This window comes from Parasedimentitalea huanghaiensis, assembly GCF_009753675.1.
Lineage (GTDB): Bacteria > Pseudomonadota > Alphaproteobacteria > Rhodobacterales > Rhodobacteraceae > Parasedimentitalea > Parasedimentitalea huanghaiensis.
This window is the reverse complement of the sequence record NZ_WQLV01000004.1, coordinates 34192-54426: the sequence shown is the minus strand read 5'-3', so window position 1 is coordinate 54426 and position 20235 is coordinate 34192. Positions and strand designations below refer to the sequence as shown.

Here is a 20235-nt window from a genome sequence, read left to right as displayed (position 1 = left end):
GGGGAAGGTCAGGCGCGGTCCAACCTATCGGTCGGACCAAAGGCGCAGCTATGAAAAAATCCATTCCCCCCAGCCTAGTCCATCCGGAGCACCCAGATTTCGGACTGCTGTCTTCACTGCAAACCGAGATCACCGCCCGTGCTGGCGGGGCCCTTGCCTTCGCGGATGACTTCCCCGCCATGCTGCGCACCTGCATCGACGATGTCATCATGACCCCCAAAACTGGGCGGCGCAGTTATGAAGAGTTGGAGAAAACTGAAAAGACCTACATCGGCACCCGGGTTGAGATTGAATTACGCGCCCTGCTGCGCCTGAAACGCGGCAAACTGGACACCGTCATCCTAGACCATGATGTCGACATCAAAAACACCATGGGCAGCAACTGGATGATCCCCACCGAAGCGGTGAATCAGGTCTGTATGCTGGTCGCAGCAGATGAGGTACGCGCTCGATGTTATCTGGGCTTAATCGTCGCAAAACATGACTATCTGACCGCCGGTCAGAACAAGGACGCCAAGCGGTCCATCTCGGCTTATGGGTTCCAGCACATCCTGTGGCTGCTGTGTGATCACCCCTATCCGGCCAACTTTTGGCGCACGGTGGACGAATCCATCGTGGAACAGATTTTCACCCACGACACTGGAAACGCCCGCATGGCAGCACTGTTTCGCGCAATGCAGAACCAACCGATCTCACGCGATGTGGTCGAGGCTGTAGCGATGCAAAAAGACTTCATGCGCCGCGTACGATCTGACAAAGGACGTGGTGCCCGTGATCTACTCGCGCAGGACGGAATCCTGTTGCTGCAAGGCCAGTTACACGGCCAGTTGATCAAAGCGTTGGACCTACCCCATTGCTCGCCCAGCGATTTTATTTCCTGCCAACCAACCACTGCTTTGCAACACCGTATGGCAGCACAGGCCGGTTTCGATCTTCCCCAGATTGCCGATTAATCGCGAAAATTCCGTCCTCAACAAATTTTTCCATTTTACCTCTTGCGGCGCGGGCCGGGAAATTCTATTCAGCGCCTCACCGATACGGAGTGCGGGCGTAGCTCAGGGGTAGAGCATAACCTTGCCAAGGTTAGGGTCGAGAGTTCGAATCTCTTCGCCCGCTCCAATCGGAACCAGCGAAACGGGCGGCCGTTGGCATTTGGCGCAGTCGTCCAGAACCCAAACGGATTCCTCGCCCTATATACGATCCTCAATTAATCCTCAGTCGCGCCAAAATTGACGATCCGGGCAACACCCCAATCAACAATTAGCGTCACAAACATCTGCCGCAGCCCCTAGGGCAAAATAGGTCCTTTCAATTGCGCGCTCAAAGGTCTCCTTCGGTCGTCAAAAACCGGAGCGATACGGCAAATTCAAAGGGAAGCTAGCTTCCCTCTTTCAAGGATCAACTAAGGCGGAGATAGTTGCGGGGAATTCGCCTTTGACCCACTGGAACATTTTTTATCCCCCTTCGTCACTTCGCTCTTGCGGCCCCCGCTAGGAAATCCTATTCACCGCTTCACCAACGGAATGCGGGCGTAGCTCAGGGGTAGAGCATAACCTTGCCAAGGTTAGGGTCGGGCGTTCGAATCGCCTCGCCCGCTCCAGTTGGACCACCAATACCCCGGTGGATTTCGAAAGGTCGCCTTAGGGCGGCCTTTTCGCGTTTTGGACCGTAATCTTTGCACGCCCAGTTTTTTTGATCAAATTCCTTTGACGCAGACCTAAAAACCGGTCAATCCTGCGCTCAAGCAACCGCGCCACAACAGGAGTTCCGGCATGGCCCCAGTCATCTACCCTTACACAAATTTCACCGCCGTCGAACAACTGTGCCTGGAGCGCGGCGAAGGTATTTATGTCTATGACACCGACGGGAATAAATACATCGAAGGCATGGCTGGCCTATGGTGTACTTCACTGGGATACAGCAACACAGAAGTTGTCGATGCCATTACAGAACAACTCAATACCTTGCCGTTCACCCATACTTTTGGTGGCAAGACGCATGAGCCGATCAAGCAGCTTGCTGATAAACTGCGCGATATGGTGCCGGTTGAAGACGCCTATTTCTTCTTTGGCAACTCGGGTTCTGATGCCAACGACACCCATTACAAAATGCTGCGGTATTACTTCAACGCCATCGGGAAACCAGAAAAGCGCAAGATCATCACCCGCGAGCGCGGCTACCACGGAGTGACCGTTGCGGCAGGATCGCTGACGTCGCTGCCCGGCAACTTGGCCCATTTTGATGCCCCAGTAGAGGCCTTAGGCGTTTTGCGCGCCGATGCTCCGCATTATTTCACAGGTCGTCAGGGCAACGAGACTGAGGCGCAGTTTGTTGACCGGATCATCAATAATCTAGAAGAACAGATCGTCGCAGAAGACCCCGACACCATCGCCGCGATGATTGTTGAGCCTATCACCGGCGCATCTGGCGTCATCGTCCCCCCCGAAGGGTATTACGAAAAGTTGCAGGCGGTTCTGCGCAAGCACAATATTCTGGTCTGGGCGGACGAAGTCATCACCGGGTTTGGCCGCACAGGCAATGATTTTGGCTGTACCACCATGGGCATCAAACCCGACCTGATGTCCTTTGCCAAACAGCTCAGCTCTGCCTATTTCCCGATCTCAGCTGCAGTCATTCCTGGTTGGATGTACGAAGCAATGATTGAACAGACAAATCAGATAGGTGTGTTTGGCCAAGGCTATACCTATACCGGCCACCCAGCGGCCTGCGCTGCGGCTTTGAAGACCCTCGAGATTTATGAGCGCGACAACCTGTTCGTGCACGCCGCCAATGTCGGTGACTATTTGCAAGCTCAGCTGCGCGAAGCTTTCACCGATCACCCACTGGTAGGTGAGGTTCGCGGCAAAGGTCTTATCGCAGCGTTAGAGCTGGTCTCCAACAAAACCACTGGCGCCAGCTTTGATGGCGGCCTCGCCGGAGCCACATCGCAAAAGTTCTGTCAGGACAACGGCTTGATCCTGCGTGCGGTAGCCGGGAACGCTCTGGCCCTGTGCCCGCCGCTGATCATCACCCGTGACGAGGTCGATGAACTGATGGATAAGCTGAAGGCCGCGATTGACAGCGCATATGCCGAGCTGAATGACAAAGGCCTGATCGCAGGCTGATACACACTAGGGCAGCGCCTGACCCTGGGTGGGTGCGAAAGCGCCCTCCCGTGGGGAGGGTCGGGCGCTGCCCGGCGTTACCGCCGAGCAAATCTTCTCATGTTCCCGCTCAAAATACCTTGTAAGTCATCGTAGTCAGCGACCGCTCGATACCCTCGATCACCAGCAGGTGATCATTGATATATTTGCCCACATCCTCATCCGCCGGAATGTACAGCTTCATCAGCAGATCAAAGTCCCCACTGGTGGAATACAACTCGGAATGAATTTCCCGCAGCGCAATGTCCTCGGCAACTTTATAGGTGGTGCCGGGTTTGCAGCGAATTTGGATAAAGACACAGATGGACATAAGAAGCCTCAGGTTTTCAGGATGTGTTGACCCCAAGCTGGCACGCCCATCTGCCGGGCGCAATCCCCCGTCCCTTTTAGCAACACCTGTCAGCCAATCCCCACCATAGGCTTGAGCCGCCCCCCAGCCTGCCCCTATAAGCACCCCGGATGTAATAAGGATTTGCCCCATGCGCACAGCCAAGATCAGCCGCTCGACTGCCGAGACCTCGATTTCAGTCGAGATCAATCTGGATGGTACCGGTGTCTATGACAATCAGACCGGCGTTGGCTTTTTCGACCATATGCTGGACCAGTTGTCGCGCCACTCGCTGATCGACATGACCATCCGCGCCGAAGGCGACTATCACATCGACGACCACCACACGGTGGAAGACACCGGCATCGCGCTGGGGCAAGCCCTAGCCGCTGCACTTGGCGACAAGAAAGGTATCCGCCGTTACGGTGAGTGCCACCTTGCAATGGACGAGGCTCAAGTACGCTGCGCTCTGGACCTGTCGGCACGGCCGTTTTTGGTGTGGAACCTGGATATCCCAACCCAGAAAATCGGCACCTTCGATACCGAGCTAGTGCGCGAGTTCTTTACCGCATTTTCCACACACGGCGGCATCACGCTTCACGTCGACAAAATTCACGGCTTTAACAGCCACCACATCGTCGAGGCCGCGTTCAAATCGGTTGCCCGCGCCCTGCGTCCAGCGGTTGAAACGGACCCACGTAAGGCCGACGCTATTCCATCAACAAAAGGGGCGCTTTAAGCGCCCCTATCCCCATGTCCTGATCTTAGGCTGCCGCAGGTGACGGCACATTTGACCGCCTGAGAAACCATTCTGTGACCACTAAATTGGGCACCCAACACAGCCAAGCCACCAGTGTATAACCGGCCTCTTCGCCCAGTGTCATAAACAGAAACGGTAGATAGACCCGCAATGTGACTGCGGCAAAGGTCAAACCGGCTGAGCGGATCATCCAACGCTGGTGTTCAGCAATGCGCCCCTGCCGCGCCAACCAAATTCCGTAACCTGTGCTGCCTAACCAGGCCACTGCAAGCAAGCCAAAGCCCCAGGCGGCCACCGGACTCGATGTGGTGCCAAATGCCATCAGCAGACTACCAATACCGGCCAGCAGAATGCTTACCCCATAAACGCGCCCAATCCAACGATGCACGTCCGGCCGCCTTGTCCGCAGCCCTTTCCAGAATTGAAACGGCATCAAAATCAGGGCCAAGGGCGCCAAAGTGATATGGGCAAAGAAGGCCCATCGTCGCTCGACGGCGTGGTAGGCGACAAAATCCATCGATGCTTCGACTCCCAAGGCCATAAACCGCCAAGAGGCCAGCGCCACCCCTAAGCATAAGAACCAAACCAGAAACACCCGCATCCGCGATACATAAACCATGAGACATCCTTGCGTCATTGCTGAACTTGACATTGTAAAGATCAGATCAACTTGACACTGTCAAGTCAGCTGATAATTTCTGCAAATGACCGATGATCAAAACACAAAGCCGCATCACCACGGCGATCTACGTAGCGCATTGATTCAGGCTGGCATTGCCTTGTTGAGTGAAGGTGGCAAAGATTCGCTAACTCTCCGAAAGTGCGCGGCACGGGCTGGCGTATCACACGCAGCCCCGGCCCATCATTTTGATGGAATCAGCGGATTGCGCGGTGCCATTGCCCAGGAAGGGTTTCGCTTATTTCGTCTGTCCATGCTCAATGCCAGTGGCACCGAAAATCAAAGCGAACTTGACCACCTCAAGGCCATCTGCAGCGGCTACCTTAACTTTGCCATTGATAACCCGGCATTGTTTGACCTGATTTTCAGCTCCGCCCCGATGGAGGGTCTGGAATCGAACCTCAAGTCCGGCACTGCCTTTTCCTATGACGTATTACGCAAAGCCTGTGCGCCCTTTGTTCAGCCCGGCCAGGACCCGATGATCATTGAAACTCAGGTCTGGTCCCTGATCCACGGCTACACCCACCTGTATATGGCCAGCCGGTTTGGCCGGATTGACCTCAGCCATCAAGCGCGCGGCCCTTTTGATCAAGTGGTGTCTTTGCTTGACGCACTGGTAGTCAGCAACGCTACCAAGGCTTGACCTTTAACGCCATTCACGACAGGTGAAAGAGACCTTACAAGAGACCATACACATGCTGACCGCCATCATCGACTATGAATCCGGAAACCTGCATTCGGCAGAAAAGGCGTTTCAGCGCATGGCGCGGGAAATGAACGCTGGCGACGTGGTCGTGACCTCAGACGCAGATGTTGTGGCCCGTGCGGACCGGCTGGTTCTGCCCGGCGACGGCGCCTTTCCGGCCTGCGCGTCCGAGCTGCGCGGTCACAAGGGTATCTATGACGCCATGGTTGACGCAGTTGAAAACAAGGGCCGCCCGTTTCTGGGCATCTGCGTCGGCATGCAGCTGATGGCTACCACCGGGCACGAATACGAAGAGACTCCAGGCATCGGCTGGATAGGCGGTGACGTGGTGAAAATCACGCCGAGCGACAGCAGCCTGAAAGTACCGCACATGGGCTGGAACAATCTGGTCATCGAAAACGACCACGCGATCTTTGATGGCATCAAGTCAGGTAATCATACCTATTTTGTGCACTCCTACCAATTCCAGGTCCGCAATGCGGCGGAACGTCTGGCCCATGTGGACTATGGCGGCGACGTCACCGCCGTCATCGGCCGCGACACCATGGTCGGCATGCAGTTCCACCCCGAGAAAAGCCAAGACGTGGGCCTGCGCATGATCGGGAATTTTTTGACTTGGAAGCCTTAGATCAAAAGCACCTGAGTAGTTAGTTTTCGTCCATTGCGACATAGGACTTTAGCTGCCACGGTCCGGCTCTGACCTTACTGTAGATTGTCGCCACCGCGGGTTAGTAGAAACCTGTATCCACTTCCAGTTGCCAACTTCCTGTTTCAAGCCGACGTTGGCTTGATGTAGCACAGATAGATAAAAATCATTCATCGAACCTAATTTGGATAAGTAGAAAGCTAACATGGATACCACGGAAACCAAAAAATCTAAGGCCTCGGTTCGTAAGCGCGCTGACGCAATCTAGGATTTTCGTTGCAAGAACCTAATTGCGGTAATTGAAGATCCTACAGACATCAAAAACATTGGAACAGTAATCCGAAACGTAAACGCTCTTGGCGTTGAAAAGGTCTATATTGTCGACCCTCGCAATGCGCTGCCCGAAGATTGGCAAGACATGCGCGAGCGAAAGTCGCTTTCAAAGACATCTGTTTCCGCAGTGAAATGGACCTTTGTCAAACGTTTCAACAGCACGATTGAGTGCTTCCAACACCTCGAAGAAAAGGGATTTGTTTCCGCTGTCACGTCCCCGCACGTCAAGGGAAAGGTTAATGTCTTCCTAAATGAAGGGGATTACACAACTCATACAAAACTTGCCGTTTGGTTTGGAAACGAGAAGCGCGGCATCAGCGAGGTTGCTGTAGAACGAAGCGAAATGTGTGTCGCAATTCCTATGTTTGGCATGATCGAGAGCTTAAATTTGGGCACCAGCTCTGGCATCGTTTTGTATGAAGTGACCAAGCAGCGACGGGAGTATCAGAGCAAATATCGGCGCGGTAACAAGAAAGGGAAACGGTCTGAACCGCTACCTACTACTATGCCTCGCGACGCAAGTTAGAACCTAAGCGGTAATGAACTTAAACCCTTTCTCTTCCCACATGACCAAACTACATGTTCGAGCCAACACGCCGCAACGCCACCGGCGCTTCTCCATAAGCCTTGCGAAACGCACGGCTGAACCCCTCGGGTGAACCATAGGCATAGCGCCGCGCCACCGCCTCAACCCGATCACCGCGTTGCAGATCCTGCCGCGCCAGAATCAGCCGCCAGCGGCGCAGGTATCCCATTGGTGTTTCGCCCACCTCGGCCCCGAACAGTTCGGAAAAGCGCGACAGCGACAGTCCCGCCTCTTGCGCCAGGTCTGATGTGGTCCAGACACGACCCGGATGATCATGCATTGCTACAATCGCCCGGCTCAGCCGAGCGTCCGACAGGCCCGCCAACAGCCCCGGCTCAGTTGCCCCTCGTTCGATCTGTTCGCGTAACAGCCGCACCATCAGCACTTCGCCTAACCGGTTGACCACCGATTGCGCCCCACAGCGTCCACCCTGCGCCTCATTCATCATCAATCGCACTAGTGCCTGCGCTTCAGTGGATTGGCTCAGGTCGTAATCCACCACCTCGGGCAGTGCGGCCAAGAACGGGTTGCTATGTCCAGACCAATCCACCAGCGCCGACAAAACCACGTCACCGCCCATTTCCGCCGGATATAGGCCAGCTGGGAAATACACCAACTGCGTGGGGTCATCGCCAAATTCGGCTAGGGCCAACAGGTTTGCCTCTTCTACAGGTGTCGCCTGCACCGACAGGTGAAATCGCTCCATCAATGTTGTCAGTCGATCCATTTCGGATTTCTCGTCGGTTTTTTCGGATTTTCCAAGCCTTAACGCCTGACATAACCACTATCAAGCAGATAACAGGAGTACCAAATGCTGATCCCACGCCAAAAGACACCCAACCTGACAGTTCCGACCCTCGGCAACGGCACTTTCGATCTGACCACTGAAGGCAGTGAACGCGGCACGGTGATCTGCTTTTACCGTGGGCTGCACTGCCCGATCTGCGCCAATTACCTGAAAGAGCTGGAAAAGCGCGTCGCCGATTTTGCTGAACGTGGCGTCAGCTGCATCGCGCTCAGCACCGACAGCGAAGAACGCACCCGCGCCATGGCGGACAAGATCGAGGCGAAATCGCTGCGTTTTGGCTATGACCTGCCACTGAGCGTGGCCAAGGACTGGGGGCTTTATATTTCGACCTCACGCGGGAAAACCTCGATTGGGATCGAAGAACCCGCCCTGTTTGCCGAACCCGGCCTATTCATGGTCAGCCCGGACCAGTCGCTGTACTATGGCTCGGTCCAAACCATGCCATTCGTGCGACCACATTTCTCGGAGTTGGTTGGGGCACTGGATTTCGCCATCGCCAACGACTACCCAGCCCGCGGCGAATATACTGGCGAGGTTTAGCCCTAGCGAAGGCAAGTAATGGACACTCCAAGCAGTTAAGGGCATACCGGCCAGACGCTTTCAAATCAGGTCCAGCCCTTGCAGATCCGTCTCGAAAAATTCGACCACCATCAGGGTCAGCATCGCTATTGCGTGCTGAGCCTGTATCAGACGTTGTTTGGTGATTGGTGCGTGGAACGGATTGCAGGCCCTCTTGGCGCCCCGGGCGGACAGCAAAAACGCCTGTACCTCGGCAGTTATGCCGAGGCGCTGAGCACCGTTGAAAACCACCGCGACAGGCAGGTCAAACGCGGGTTTGTCCCGATCCCGGTGCAATTGGGCCTGCTGTAAGCCCTAAGTCACTTAATTCGCGTCCAGTCCTGACCGCGACAGATCAATCCCCCCGCGACGCATCCTTTGACCTCAAGAGTATTGCCACTTAACGACATCTTCGATGCGTAGGTCTTGTCTGCGTCTGGCGCCCAGATCTTACCACCGCTGTAGTACCCCTCAGTATCACCACTCATATCCCACAGCATTTTCTTGCCCAAATGCTCATAATCGCTCTGAACCGTACCCGACTTGTCATATGCGGAATCGATTCTGCCGCAGATCGCGCTGCCGCAGAGGGCAATATTCACATGCAAATAGCCACCAGTTTCACCCGGTGCTGTCCGCCAGACACCCGCCACCGGATCTGCCGAGGCCACACCAGCCAGCCCCAGCCCCATCGCCAGCCCAACTACCCATCTATTCATCTCACTTCCTCCCTTTGATGGCGTCACAGTGACCCAGTCCGTCAATTTCAAGCAAGGTTGACTTGGGGTCGCGTTGCATTCCTGGCCACGCTTGTGCAAAACACTGCCGAGCACTCCTGAAAGGCACCGCCATGATCCTCTACCCCGCCATCGACCTCAAAGACGGCCAGGCCGTGCGGCTGCTGCATGGCGACATGGACAAAACCACCGTGTTCAACGACAATCCTGCCGCTCAGGCGTTGGAGTTTGTAGAGGCTGGCTGCGAGTGGCTGCATCTGGTAGACCTGAACGGCGCCTTTGCCGGCGAGCCGGTCAATGCCGCCCCGGTCGAGGAAATCCTGAAGCAAACCAAGGTCCCTGCCCAACTGGGCGGTGGCATCCGCGACATGGCCACAATTGAGGCCTGGATCACCAAGGGCCTCGCCCGTGTGATCCTTGGCACCGTTGCGGTCGAAAACGCCAATCTGGTCCGCGAAGCCGCCCGCGAGTTCCCGGGCAAGGTTGCCGTCGGCATTGACGCCCGCAACGGCAAGGTCGCCACCAAAGGCTGGGCCGAGGAAACCAACGTCATGGTCACAGATCTGGCCAAATCGTTCGAAGACGCAGGTGTGGCCGCCATCATCTACACCGACATCATGCGCGACGGCGCCATGAAGGGCCCCAACGTCAGCGCCACCGCTGATCTGGCCAATGCCGTCTCAATCCCGGTGATTGCGTCTGGTGGTGTTTCGTCGCTCGACGACCTGCGCGCGCTGAAATCCTGTGGCGCCGATCTGAACGGCGCCATCTCCGGCCGCGCGCTCTATGATGGTGCAATTGATCTGGCACAGGCCCTGTCGGTGCTCAAAGCCTGACCCATGTCACGCACCAGCAAAACCGAACTGCCGACACACTCCCTGCTGCATAGCTATATGCAACAGGGAGACTTCGTAGATTGCTACACCTGCGCAACCGATCTCTCGGTCGATCAAGCCGCCGCCCGCGCCATGGCCTTTCCCCGGTGGGCCAAGACCTTGCTCCGCCTGCGCAATATTCTCGTGGCTCCACTGGGACTAAAAAATGAGTTCGACGATGGCGAAAAGATCGGCCCCTTCCCCATCGACCAGCGCAATGAAAATGAAATCATTCTTGGCGTTGATGATTCCCACCTGAACTTCCGCATCTCAATCCTGACAACAGGAACGCAGGCTTACTGCGCCACTTGGGTGCATCGCAACAACTGGCTGGGCCGTATCTATCTCGCCGTGATCATGCCGTTTCACGTGCTGATCGTGCGCAATGCCGTCAGCCAAATCTGGCGCCCCGACCGAACGGCCACATGATCTGGTCCCTGCCAGGCCTGTTCCTGGTCTCCTTCTCTGCCGCCACGCTCTTACCCGGCGGATCTGAGGCGGCGTTGCTGTGGCTGGCGAACGAAGGCACCTATGCCGCTCTCATCCTGCTTGCCGTAGCCAGCGTCGGCAACATCCTCGGCTCATTGGTCAACTACGCCCTGGGCCGCTACGCCCTGCACTTCCAAACCCGCCGCTGGTTTCCGGTATCGCCCAAACATCTGGCCAAGGCGCAAAACTGGTTCACCCGCTGGGGCCAATGGTCAGTTCTAGGCGCATGGCTCCCCATTGTTGGCGACCCCATCACCGTTGCCGCCGGTGTCATGCGCATGCACTGGCTCACCTTCCTGATCCTCGTCACCGCCTCCAAAACCCTGCGCTACGCCGCCCTTCTGGGCCTGTTCAACACCTTTACCTGAGCACTGGAAATCCACCAGACAACCCTCTATGAATGCGCCGTAACCAGAGGCGAACCATGCTGAAAACCCGTATCATTCCCTGTCTCGACGTCGCTGATGGCCGTGTGGTCAAAGGCGTCAATTTTGTTGGCCTACGTGATGCCGGTGATCCCGTTGAGAGCGCCAAGGCCTATGACGCCGCCGGGGCCGATGAACTCTGCTTCCTCGACATCATGGCCACCGAGGAAAACCGCGGCACCATGTTCGACGTGGTGCGCCGCACCGCCGAGCAATGTTACATCCCACTGACCGTAGGTGGAGGTGTCCGCACCAAGGAAGATGTGCGTGCCCTGCTGTTGGCTGGCGCAGACAAGGTCTCGTTCAACTCTGCCGCCGTGGCCAATCCCGACGTCATCGCCCAGGCCGCTGATCAGTTTGGCAGCCAATGCATCGTCTGCGCCATTGACGCCAAAACCGTCTCGCCCGGAAAGTGGGAGATCTTCACCCACGGTGGCCGCCGCGAAACCGGCATCGACGCTGTGGAATTTGCCAAAACCGTGGTCGCCAAAGGCGCCGGAGAGATCCTGCTCACCTCGATGGACCGCGACGGCACCAAGGCAGGATTCAACCTGCCCCTGACCCGCGCCATTTCAGACGCTGTCAGCGTTCCAGTCATCGCCTCCGGCGGTGTCGGCAACCTCGACCATCTGGTCGAAGGCGTCACCAAAGGCGGCGCCAGCGCCGTGCTCGCCGCCTCGATCTTCCATTTTGGCGATTACACCATCGCCGAGGCCAAGGCCCATATGCAGGCCGCCGGTATCCCGATGAGGCTCACCTAGTGCGGTGGCAAGACTGTTCTTTGGAGGAAGAAGAGCGCACAGACACGCCCTGCGATTGTTGCGGTTCCTCTACAACAGAGGTTACAGGAAATGTCCTGCACCTTAACTCGTTTCATTCATGGTACACTGCCCTCTGGTCTGATGCACACCCAGACATTCCGATGCACATTACCATCGACACAGGCGACTGGGGGGAAGATGCCCCCCAAAGCCACCGATGGGCTACGCGTATTGCAGTGCATCAGGGCGACGACGGCGGGTGCTCTTTGATGGACTGGTCTGCCGAAGAACAAAAAGAAATTTCCATGTTCACTCCGCTCAATCGAGATGATGTTTTAAACAGCGATTATGCACCGCAGCTCTGGGCCTGCGTTGACGCTGTTTTAATGAATGAAAGCCGACTGGAGCACATACGCCAATGACCCTTCTCCACGACCTCGCCGCCACGATTGAGGCCCGCAAGGGCGCTGATCCCTCTAGCAGCTGGACCGCAAAACTGCTCGCCAAGGGCCCGGAAAAATGCGCTGAGAAATTTGGTGAAGAAGCCATCGAGGCCATCATCGAAGCCGTCAAAGGCAACCGCGAAAAACTCACATCCGAAGGCGCCGATGTGCTTTACCACTTCTTGGTGATGCTCGCGGCTCGCGATGTGCCATTGGATGATGTGCTAAACGAACTGGACCGCCGCCAAGGCCTCAGCGGCATCGACGAGAAGGCTGCTCGCCCAAACACCTGATCTTCATCTAGCCAAAAATATCCTGGGGGTGAGGCCGCAGGCCGAGGGGGCAAAGCCCCCCCTACGTTCTACAGTTTTGAACTGATGACCCCAGTAGCAAACCCGCCCATGCGCAATTCGCCATGTAATCTCTGGTATTCGATCTTTGGGCAAAGATTCTGCACCACATCGACCCCACAAGCCTCTGCTTTTGCTGCCGCTGCAGCATGTACAACACCGATCTGCATCCAAATCGTCCGCAAGTCGGCAAGAACTGCCAGCGCTTCGTCGACAATGTCCGGCACCGCCTCAGATCGGCGAAAGATATCCACCATATCCACCGGCCCTTCTATCGCAGTCAGGCTCTCCTGCACCACCTGGCCGAACAGCTGCTCACCCGCATGGCGAGGATTAACCGGAATTACATGATAACCCTTCAGGCCCAGATACCGCGCTACATAATAGCTTGGGCGCACAGGGTTCATCGAGACACCAACCACTGCCACCGTCTTGGTGCGGTGCAGGATATCTTTTAGGAACGGATCGCTATAATTAGTCATAGCGGCACCCTACGCGTGAGATCGAGAAAGGGAAGCCCATAAAAAAGCGCCCAGGTCTGGGCCCGGGCGCAAGGTCTGGAACGAGGGACAGTGAAATAAGATCTGCGGTGGTTCCGCGCCGCAGTCACAACACTGATATGGGGTGATAACACGCAATTGAAAGGTCAGATCGCGGTTTCGTGAGCAATCCGGTTTATTGCTTCAGAACAGAAGGCCAGTTGTCTCGTGCCTGCGAAATCAGTTCTGTGGATTGATATTGCCAAATTTGATGCACGCCAGGGCCATACAGCAAGAACAACTCCCCACCGATGATCTGCCAGGATTCGGGACTTCCCGACATCAAATATCCCTGTGACACAGCAAACGCACAGTAACCGCCAAAACGAGGAGCATAGGCACGAGGATCAGCTTCGAAACTTATCTGATTGTCTTTAGTTACAAAGTGCCAAACTGCACCTTTCCACATGACTGCGAATTTTCTGTGCCCCTTGATTGCCTGCCCTTCGACAAAAAACGCCACGGTATCATAGCCACCAATTGCCACGCCCTGTTCTGCATGGAACATCGGCTGATCCGCGTAGGCACGATCTGGCAGCTGAAACAGCAGGGCAAAAAGGGTCAGAATGGCAAAACGCTGTAGCAAAGAAGACTCCATCAAGAAAAGGCATCGCCAAGCGGCGGGATTGCACCAATGTGCCGGATCAATCCCACCCTGCCTAGGCGCGATACGCAGTTGTGAACACGACGTAACAGAGCATCAAAAGCACGTTACCGCGCCACAGATGCGTAGAGCGCCAGTGCCGCCGCGTTCGAGACGTTCAGCGATCCAAATTCACCAGCCGCGTCGATTTTGACCAGCTGGTCCACTGTTTCCTTGGTCTTTTGCCGCAACCCAGGCCCCTCGGCCCCCAACACCAGTGCCACCGGGCGATCCCGTCGCCCTTCCAAGGACGCCTCGACTGTCTGTTCGGCCTCGCCATCCAGGCCTAGTACGATGAAACCCATGTTCTGTAGTTCAACAATTGTATCCGAAAGGTTGCGCATGCGCAGATAGGGCTGGCGTTCCAGAGCACCGCTGGCGGTTTTGGCCAGAGCACCGGTTTCAGGTGCTGAGTGATGCCGGGTTCCAATCACCGCGCTGGCTCCCAGAACTTCAGCAGTTCTCAGAATTGCGCCAACGTTGTGCGGATCGGTCACCCGGTCCAGCAGAAGCACCCTTGGCACCTCGGCGCCGATGCAATTTTCAGCTAGGCTGCCCCAATGTAACGGTTTCACTTCCAGCACCGCCCCCTGGTGGACTGAGTTCGGATCAATCGGCGCCTTGAACTTGCGAGGGTCAACCAATTCCGCCTCAATTCCAGATTCGGCGATTGCATCCGCCAATTTAGTCTGGGCGTTCAGCGTCACCATCAATCGCAATTTCTGGCGCTTTGGGTTCAGCAGCGCATCACGCACTGCATGAAGGCCGAACAGCCAGACGGTTTCTGCAGCTGCGGCCTTTTTGGACTGTTCTTTTTCAACTACCCACTTAGGTTTTTTGGTCATCTTGCTCTCCGGCAAAAAGGAATTTTGAGCCATCCTGAAAAACCAGTGATTTTCCTGTTGACGCTCCGTTGGTGCGCTTGTAGTCACGCCCCACATCAGGTGCAACAGTCACCTGATAGTGGGCGACAGGCCGCAAGGTGTGGCAGGGGACTGTAACTCCCTCGCGGAGACGCACGCCTGGTTCGATTCCAGGGTCGCCCACCACTTCTCCTACAGCGTTGATCTATCTAAGCGCTTATCATTAGATCTCACGGCTAGCGTCAGCGGAATACCTCGAAGGGTTAGACACAGTAGGCCTCGCCAAGGGAGCCCTGAGGCTTAGATCAATTGAACCACGGGCTTATGTTTTCGTACTACAACGACAACTCAAGTCGCGAGGGATGTATTCCGGGTATGTAAATGGACTGGCCACCCGTTCTACGCTCCGGGCAATCCTCAGGTTCAGCAGGCAAGAAGGATACTTTGACGTGTGTACTCACGGGCCAATTAGTCACGCGTCAGCCACACGGATAATGCAGAGTTTAGAAGATACTTAGGTACAATCACCGAACTACAACCTGAAACTATGGCTCTCAAATACTGTAAATGATCGCTAAAGTTGGTGTCGCTAACTTGGCGCGGGTTTCGATGCGGCTTGGGCAAGCCTTTGTGTATTTACCAATGTTGTATATCGCTTCCCAGACCTCAGCGACGAAACTATCGCCCTAGCAAGTAACTAGGCGTTGCGGGAAAGTGCTCCAGCCACGCCGCCCCAAGCGCTCCTGCAGGCTCTATTGTTCGAGGATAGCCTGCCCCTTCTCAAATACCATGCTGAGCTTGACCTCAGGCTGGATCTGCGACTGAAGGTCGAAACACTCTAGCGACGCCCGGCAGGCGTATGGCCCCACCCAAAAGAATTTCCGCAACAAAACTCAAAGCCAACCCTAACCATCCATGATTGCTATCTATGGCTTGGTCGACGAACAAAGCCATTGCTCAAACTCGCTTCAGACTTTTCTTTAGATCTCTGGCTGCTGCGCAGTGGTCAGCCAGTTGATCAGAGCCTCAACACTGGGCTCGACAGCAACGGCCAGACCGTCCGAGAACTCTTTAAACGCGTCGACATTCATTTTATTGACACCAGACACAACCGGAATTCCCAATGCCATTGCTTCTCCGATTACCGGGCGCATTCCGCGGCCATCGGCCTCGTGCTTGCCAAATTTATTGACAATCAGCACCTCGGGTAGAGGTGTGGCATGTAGTGAATTCGTGACCTGTGCAACGGCATGCTCCAGCGCAGCCGGGTCCAATCGACAACCACGAGCCTGCGGCCCTAACGACTGCGAAATACGAATGGTTTCCCCTTTTGGCAGAACGCGAACATCCATGTCACACAACGCGTCATCGTGGCATTCTGTGTTGGTCTGTACAATTCCGGCAATGGAAGTCCCCTGCGCTTGGAGGTGTTCTGCCAACGCGCTTAACAGCCGATCGGTTGCGCCGCGGTCTTGGGTCATCACGTAGGCCAGATGCATCACATATCTCTTTCTTACTTCGGTGAGGGCACGGATAAACCTTTTATCGCACCCCGACCAGTAGCGGCAGTACCACGCATCGTTTTCAAGCACTACCAGGGCAGCGGCACATAGCCGATGACCGGCTCGTGCAGGAGAATCAACACTAACATGACACTTCCTGCGAGGACCAACGGCAATGGCGATAGCGGCAACCGTATCAGATTTAGCCGTGCAGTGCCCCGGGCTAAACGTTGCCACTCGCCCTGCCCTAATTGTCGCTGTTTACGACGGTCGATCAGGAACATGCCCATCACAGCAAAGCCCGCAAACAAACCAAATAGGATTACATGCGCCAAATCGCCGTTGGCCAACACATGTGCCACTGCCCACAGGGCCATCGCCGCTAACAGCGGATGCCGAGTAGTGGCCAGCACGCCGGGTCTATCAGGGTCAAAAGGCTGTTTACCCAAACCACCAAAGCTAAGCGGATTCTGCGCCATCATGCCGCCCACAGCGATCAGACAGGCCAGCGGCATCGCCACCAGCGGCGCCCAGCGAAAGATTTCCCATTGAGGCAGCACAGCGACAAAGGGTGCGCGCGCAGCGGCCACGATCAGCCATCCTAGAACCAGTAACGATAGAAAGGAATAGGATATGAAGTACCCTTTTGTTCCCAACCGCGCGATCAGCCAGGGTCGCATCGGCGGGCGCACAGGGAACATGTGGCTAACCATGAACAGGGTCAGTGCTGCAATGAATTCGAGCCAGTCTGTCATCTCAATTTCCGGAAATTCTGAAAGCTGAGAGAATGTGTAGGCCAAGCCAATAGCATCGTCCACCAAATGAGGAGCGCGCTTGACCTTGAGGAGGTGCAAAGCGCTTTCCCGTATTGCTGCAGGCAAACTTTTGGTTTGACGGAAAGGTCAGGTGCGGCCCGGCACTGCCAGGCCAAACCAAGTTTTAGTTACAGTCCCAGCACCTTACGCCGTTCCTCGGCAAAGCCCTGAACCATGCGGTCGGCAATTAATGCCAGAATTGCCATGGCAGCACCTGCAGAGATTCCAAGACCCACATCTGCCTGACCCAGCGCCAGATAGATCAACTGACCCAAACCGGTGGTACCGATCAGCGCGGCGATCACCAGCATTGCAAAGGCATACAGAATAGTCTGGTTCAACCCCAACAGGATGGTCGGCGCCGCATAGGGCGCACGCACATCGCGCAGGATCTGCCAAGTAGTGGCTCCAGATGCAATTGCTGCCTCGATCATCTCGTCCGGGGTCTCGGTCAGCCCATGACGGCTGTAGCGGATCATCGGCACGATGGCATAAGCGATGATCGCCAGAAACGCCGAGAACTCGCCAATCTGAAACACCATCAGCACAGGGATCAGGAAGACAAACAACGGAATGGTCTGCAACATGTCACAAATCGGCCGGATGATCCGCCACGCCATAGGTGACACCGCACACAGCAAACCGATACCGCCCCCAGCGATCGCACAGGCAAACACCGCAGCGCCGCTTAGGTACAGCGACAACATCGCACGATCCCACAGCCCCGACAGCAGAATAGTCAACAGCAACCCGACCGACAGAACCGCAAGCCCATGCCCCGATGCCACCCAGCCTAGGGATGCGACTCCGACAAGAACAAACGGCCATGGCAGATTGGTGATCCCAGTTTCCAGCATCCCAACGAAGATCAATGTCATGATTCCCCATGTCACTTGCCCGCGCAGCGCCAGAACCAGTCCGGCAACCGCACCAACAGCGAACAGTCCCATGCTCCATTGCGTTGTCCACTGGAACCCCCAGGTGAACGGCAGAACGGCCTCATCCAGACCAATACGCAGCGGCAGCAACCCAAAATACAGCACGTTGTTTTTGATGGCCGCCAACCATTGCCAATTGGCCGTGGTAAAGGCGCTTAGCCCCGCATCCACCGCATTAACTGCGCCATCAAAGGCTGAATACTCGGATGGATTCGGCAGGCTGTTCCAAGTGACTGCACTGGCGACAACACCAACCGCCAGAATGCCCCAGGCGACCCGTGCATCATAGCGTTTGCGATTGTCCTGCGCCAAGGTACCGCTCATCCGGTCAATGATCACAGCAAACACCACAATGACCAAGCCAGCCATCAACGCCGGACCAAACTGCGCCTTGCGCATGGTCAGCAGAACTTCCCAGCCGATGTCATCAAAGCCACCGATCACAGCCGCGATGATCACCATCGAAAGCGCCGCCATCAGACATTGGTTGACCCCCACCAAAATCTGCGTCGCTGCCGAGGGGATCTCGACTTGAAACAGCTGCTGCAACCGGGTTCCCCCGGCCATGATCGCGGCTTCTTTGATCTCTGGTTCAATCCGTTCCAGTCCCAGCAGCACATTGCGCGCCATCGGTGGCGCAGCATAGATCGCACTGGCAATCAGCCCCACCACAGGACCAAAGCCAAACAGCACCAACAACGGCGTCAGATAGGCAAAGGTCGGCACCGTCTGCATGATGTCCAGCATCGCCTGCACCGGTTTGCGAAAACGCGGGTATTCATTGGCCAACACACCGATGCCACCGCCGACGATCAACGCCAAAGGAACCGAAACCGCTACCAGCGACAGGGTGTTCATACTTTCATGCCAATAGCCCGAAGCCAGCACAAAGCCCAACCCCACAACGGCCATCAGCGCCATCGACACACCGCCTAGCATCCAGCCAATGGCTGTCACCACCGCAATCACCAAGATCCAAGGCGAGCTCCCCAATACTAGATTGGTGGCCTCCATCGGATAGGACATCAGCGCCGAGAACGCCCGTGCAATTGGCTTAAGCAGTTGCAACAGCCAGGTCATGGCAGCGCCAACCCATTCGGTTGCTGGCACAACTAACGTCTCGGGGAATGTCACCAGCCAGGGCATCGTGGTTTCCAGCAGCAGGCACAATGCACCCACGACCAGGGCCACCAATGCGGCAAGGCTTCCCTTGCTAAGACCCGCCATCACCCAGCTTCCACATGCAGGGCAGCAGCCAGATTAGCTGGGTTCACAACACCCAACAACGTGCCATCTTCGGCGCGTACCGGAACCGGTTCATACAGGTCCATACACCGCGCCAATGCAGCATCCAGCGTCATATCTACGCGCAACCCCGGATCATCAGCACCATAGACATGCCCCTCGCCGGGTTCCATCACCGAGGCGACATGGGCATGGCGCCCCTTGGCCACATCCTTGGAAAACTCGCGCACATAGTCATCAACCGGGTTCAGGATAATGTCCGATGGCGTGCCAATCTGTACAACCTTACCATCGCGCATGATGGCGATGCGGTCGGCCAGTTTCAGCGCCTCATTGATGTCATGGGTGATGAATACGATCGTCGTTTTCAGCTCAGCCTGAATTTGCAGGAACTCATCCTGCAACTGCCGACGGATCAGCGGATCAAGCGCCGAAAACGGCTCATCAAGGAACCAGACAGAACAATCGGTCACCAGCGAACGGGCAATGCCAACGCGCTGACGCTGACCACCGGACAGTTCACGCGGATGGTGCGTCTCGCGCCCAGTCAGACCAACCAGTTCGATAACTTTCTGGGCCTTTTCCAAACGCGCCTTGCGTTTCACGCCCTGCACGCGCAGCGGATAGGCCACGTTGTCGATCACGCTCATATGCGGGAACAAACCAAAATGCTGGAACACCATGCCCAGCTTTTTGCGCCGCAGCTCGATTAGCCGATCAGGCGTTGCCTCAACAATGTTTTCACCGTCAATGCGGATTTCGCCATGGGTCGCATGCAACAAATGCGAGATACAGCGGATCAGGGTAGACTTGCCCGAACCGGACAGCCCCATGATGACAAATAGCTCGCCTTCGGCCACCTCAAAATTGGCGTCCTGCACCGCGGGGATCAGCCCTTTTTCACGCAGCGCAGCTGCGGCGGCTTCGGGTTCGGAATGGACAGACAGCGCCTCTGATAAGGCGCTGTCTGCGTTGGGGCCAAACACCTGCCAGACATTCTGGCAGGAGATGGCAGCCTGAGGCTTATCGTTCACGACCGTCA

Annotated in this window: 25 protein-coding genes and 3 tRNA genes; 17 read left to right on the top strand and 11 right to left on the bottom strand. The window is 56.1% G+C overall.

Annotation, left to right across the window (positions count from 1 at the left end; genetic code table 11):
• Window positions 1-50 precede the first annotated feature (50 nt).
• The 4 genes from GO984_RS07925 to GO984_RS07910 all read left to right on the top strand — a co-directional run bounded on the left by GO984_RS07925 (window position 51) and on the right by GO984_RS07910 (window position 3125).
• Window positions 51-953 (top strand): NaeI family type II restriction endonuclease, encoded by a 903-nt coding sequence (locus GO984_RS07925; RefSeq protein ID WP_157022013.1) that lies wholly within the window; start codon window positions 51-53, stop codon window positions 951-953.
• Between the two features lie 91 nt (window positions 954-1044).
• Window positions 1045-1119 (top strand) — tRNA-Gly (locus GO984_RS07920).
• A gap of 406 nt (window positions 1120-1525) precedes the next feature.
• Window positions 1526-1600: transfer RNA gene (locus tag GO984_RS07915), tRNA-Gly, on the top strand.
• A 172-nt stretch (window positions 1601-1772) separates the two neighbouring features.
• A complete protein-coding gene (locus GO984_RS07910; protein ID WP_157022012.1) occupies window positions 1773-3125 on the top strand; it encodes an aminotransferase in 1353 nt (450 codons plus the stop codon).
• A 109-nt stretch (window positions 3126-3234) separates the two neighbouring features.
• Here GO984_RS07910 and GO984_RS07905 read toward each other — a convergent pair whose 3' ends face one another.
• Window positions 3235-3474: an Lrp/AsnC family transcriptional regulator gene (locus GO984_RS07905; RefSeq protein ID WP_157022216.1), complete on the bottom strand. Its 240-nt coding sequence runs from the start codon at window positions 3472-3474 to the stop codon at window positions 3235-3237.
• A 169-nt stretch (window positions 3475-3643) separates the two neighbouring features.
• Between GO984_RS07905 and hisB the strand changes: the two genes are divergently transcribed.
• Window positions 3644-4231 (top strand): imidazoleglycerol-phosphate dehydratase HisB, encoded by a 588-nt coding sequence (gene hisB, locus GO984_RS07900; RefSeq protein WP_157022011.1) that lies wholly within the window; start codon window positions 3644-3646, stop codon window positions 4229-4231.
• Between the two features lie 25 nt (window positions 4232-4256).
• Here hisB and GO984_RS07895 read toward each other — a convergent pair whose 3' ends face one another.
• On the bottom strand, window positions 4257-4871 hold the full coding sequence (locus GO984_RS07895; protein ID WP_157022010.1) for a DUF2306 domain-containing protein: 615 nt from the start codon (window positions 4869-4871) through the stop codon (window positions 4257-4259).
• A gap of 85 nt (window positions 4872-4956) precedes the next feature.
• Here GO984_RS07895 and GO984_RS07890 point away from each other — a divergent pair, with 85 nt between their 5' ends.
• The 3 genes from GO984_RS07890 (at window position 4957) to GO984_RS07880 (ending at window position 7142) form a co-directional block, all read left to right on the top strand.
• Entirely contained in the window at window positions 4957-5574 is a 618-nt protein-coding gene (locus tag GO984_RS07890) for a TetR/AcrR family transcriptional regulator (protein WP_157022009.1), read from the top strand.
• A 52-nt stretch (window positions 5575-5626) separates the two neighbouring features.
• On the top strand, window positions 5627-6265 hold the full coding sequence (gene hisH / locus GO984_RS07885) for an imidazole glycerol phosphate synthase subunit HisH (RefSeq protein ID WP_157022215.1): 639 nt from the start codon (window positions 5627-5629) through the stop codon (window positions 6263-6265).
• A gap of 307 nt (window positions 6266-6572) precedes the next feature.
• Window positions 6573-7142, top strand: a complete 570-nt coding sequence (locus tag GO984_RS07880; protein ID WP_342448070.1) for a TrmH family RNA methyltransferase — start codon at window positions 6573-6575, stop codon at window positions 7140-7142.
• A gap of 49 nt (window positions 7143-7191) precedes the next feature.
• On the opposite strand, the gene GO984_RS07875 is transcribed toward GO984_RS07880, so the two are convergent.
• On the bottom strand, window positions 7192-7929 hold the full coding sequence (locus tag GO984_RS07875) for a helix-turn-helix domain-containing protein (protein ID WP_157022008.1): 738 nt from the start codon (window positions 7927-7929) through the stop codon (window positions 7192-7194).
• A gap of 84 nt (window positions 7930-8013) precedes the next feature.
• Between GO984_RS07875 and GO984_RS07870 the strand changes: the two genes are divergently transcribed.
• Both GO984_RS07870 and GO984_RS07865 read left to right on the top strand, forming a co-directional pair.
• Window positions 8014-8550, top strand: coding sequence for a peroxiredoxin-like family protein (locus tag GO984_RS07870; protein WP_157022007.1), 537 nt, complete (start codon window positions 8014-8016; stop codon window positions 8548-8550).
• A gap of 78 nt (window positions 8551-8628) precedes the next feature.
• Window positions 8629-8880 carry a WGR domain-containing protein gene (locus GO984_RS07865; RefSeq protein WP_157022006.1) on the top strand — a complete coding sequence of 84 codons (252 nt, stop codon included), beginning with the start codon at window positions 8629-8631 and terminating at the stop codon, window positions 8878-8880.
• Window positions 8881-8888: 8 nt separating this feature from the next.
• Here the strand turns inward: GO984_RS07865 and GO984_RS07860 are convergent, their stop codons facing one another.
• Window positions 8889-9287, bottom strand: coding sequence for a DUF2147 domain-containing protein (locus tag GO984_RS07860; RefSeq protein ID WP_157022005.1), 399 nt, complete (start codon window positions 9285-9287; stop codon window positions 8889-8891).
• A gap of 131 nt (window positions 9288-9418) precedes the next feature.
• On the opposite strand from GO984_RS07860, the gene hisA reads away from it, so the two are divergent.
• The 6 genes from hisA (at window position 9419) to GO984_RS07830 (ending at window position 12591) form a co-directional block, all read left to right on the top strand.
• Window positions 9419-10141, top strand: a complete 723-nt coding sequence (hisA, locus tag GO984_RS07855; protein WP_157022004.1) for a 1-(5-phosphoribosyl)-5-[(5-phosphoribosylamino)methylideneamino]imidazole-4-carboxamide isomerase — start codon at window positions 9419-9421, stop codon at window positions 10139-10141.
• Between the two features lie 3 nt (window positions 10142-10144).
• Window positions 10145-10609, top strand: a complete 465-nt coding sequence (locus GO984_RS07850) for a DUF2867 domain-containing protein (protein WP_157022003.1) — start codon at window positions 10145-10147, stop codon at window positions 10607-10609.
• Window positions 10606-11037 carry a YqaA family protein gene (locus GO984_RS07845; protein ID WP_157022002.1) on the top strand — a complete coding sequence of 144 codons (432 nt, stop codon included), beginning with the start codon at window positions 10606-10608 and terminating at the stop codon, window positions 11035-11037. The genes GO984_RS07850 and GO984_RS07845 overlap by 4 nt, the downstream gene beginning before the upstream one ends.
• Before the next feature lie 56 nt (window positions 11038-11093).
• A complete protein-coding gene (gene hisF / locus GO984_RS07840) occupies window positions 11094-11855 on the top strand; it encodes an imidazole glycerol phosphate synthase subunit HisF (protein ID WP_157022214.1) in 762 nt (253 codons plus the stop codon).
• A 161-nt stretch (window positions 11856-12016) separates the two neighbouring features.
• Window positions 12017-12277 carry a hypothetical protein gene (locus tag GO984_RS07835; RefSeq protein ID WP_157022001.1) on the top strand — a complete coding sequence of 87 codons (261 nt, stop codon included), beginning with the start codon at window positions 12017-12019 and terminating at the stop codon, window positions 12275-12277.
• Window positions 12274-12591 carry a phosphoribosyl-ATP diphosphatase gene (locus tag GO984_RS07830; RefSeq protein WP_157022000.1) on the top strand — a complete coding sequence of 106 codons (318 nt, stop codon included), beginning with the start codon at window positions 12274-12276 and terminating at the stop codon, window positions 12589-12591. The genes GO984_RS07835 and GO984_RS07830 overlap by 4 nt, the downstream gene beginning before the upstream one ends.
• A gap of 68 nt (window positions 12592-12659) precedes the next feature.
• Here GO984_RS07830 and GO984_RS07825 read toward each other — a convergent pair whose 3' ends face one another.
• The 3 genes from GO984_RS07825 to rlmB form a co-directional block, all read right to left on the bottom strand.
• On the bottom strand, window positions 12660-13130 hold the full coding sequence (locus tag GO984_RS07825) for a CoA-binding protein (RefSeq protein WP_157021999.1): 471 nt from the start codon (window positions 13128-13130) through the stop codon (window positions 12660-12662).
• Between the two features lie 193 nt (window positions 13131-13323).
• Window positions 13324-13773, bottom strand: a complete 450-nt coding sequence (locus GO984_RS07820; RefSeq protein ID WP_245231042.1) for a YHS domain-containing (seleno)protein — start codon at window positions 13771-13773, stop codon at window positions 13324-13326.
• 125 nt (window positions 13774-13898) lie between these two features.
• Window positions 13899-14675: a 23S rRNA (guanosine(2251)-2'-O)-methyltransferase RlmB gene (rlmB, locus tag GO984_RS07815; RefSeq protein ID WP_157021998.1), complete on the bottom strand. Its 777-nt coding sequence runs from the start codon at window positions 14673-14675 to the stop codon at window positions 13899-13901.
• A 120-nt stretch (window positions 14676-14795) separates the two neighbouring features.
• Here rlmB and GO984_RS07810 point away from each other — a divergent pair.
• Window positions 14796-14879, top strand: a tRNA-Tyr gene (locus GO984_RS07810).
• Between the two features lie 794 nt (window positions 14880-15673).
• Here GO984_RS07810 and GO984_RS07805 read toward each other — a convergent pair.
• The 4 genes from GO984_RS07805 to GO984_RS07790 all read right to left on the bottom strand — a co-directional run bounded on the left by GO984_RS07805 (window position 15674) and on the right by GO984_RS07790 (window position 20227).
• The gene (locus GO984_RS07805) at window positions 15674-16192 is read right to left on the bottom strand and encodes a DUF2478 domain-containing protein (RefSeq protein WP_157021997.1); all 519 of its coding nucleotides are present in this window, start codon (window positions 16190-16192) and stop codon (window positions 15674-15676) included.
• Window positions 16193-16284: 92 nt separating this feature from the next.
• Window positions 16285-16950 carry an NnrU family protein gene (locus GO984_RS07800; RefSeq protein ID WP_157021996.1) on the bottom strand — a complete coding sequence of 222 codons (666 nt, stop codon included), beginning with the start codon at window positions 16948-16950 and terminating at the stop codon, window positions 16285-16287.
• Window positions 16951-17138: 188 nt separating this feature from the next.
• Window positions 17139-19175: an ABC transporter permease gene (locus GO984_RS07795; protein ID WP_157021995.1), complete on the bottom strand. Its 2037-nt coding sequence runs from the start codon at window positions 19173-19175 to the stop codon at window positions 17139-17141.
• On the bottom strand, window positions 19175-20227 hold the full coding sequence (locus GO984_RS07790; RefSeq protein ID WP_167740269.1) for an ATP-binding cassette domain-containing protein: 1053 nt from the start codon (window positions 20225-20227) through the stop codon (window positions 19175-19177). Before GO984_RS07790 ends, GO984_RS07795 begins: the two co-directional genes overlap by 1 nt.
• Between the last annotated feature and the right edge of the window lie 8 nt (window positions 20228-20235).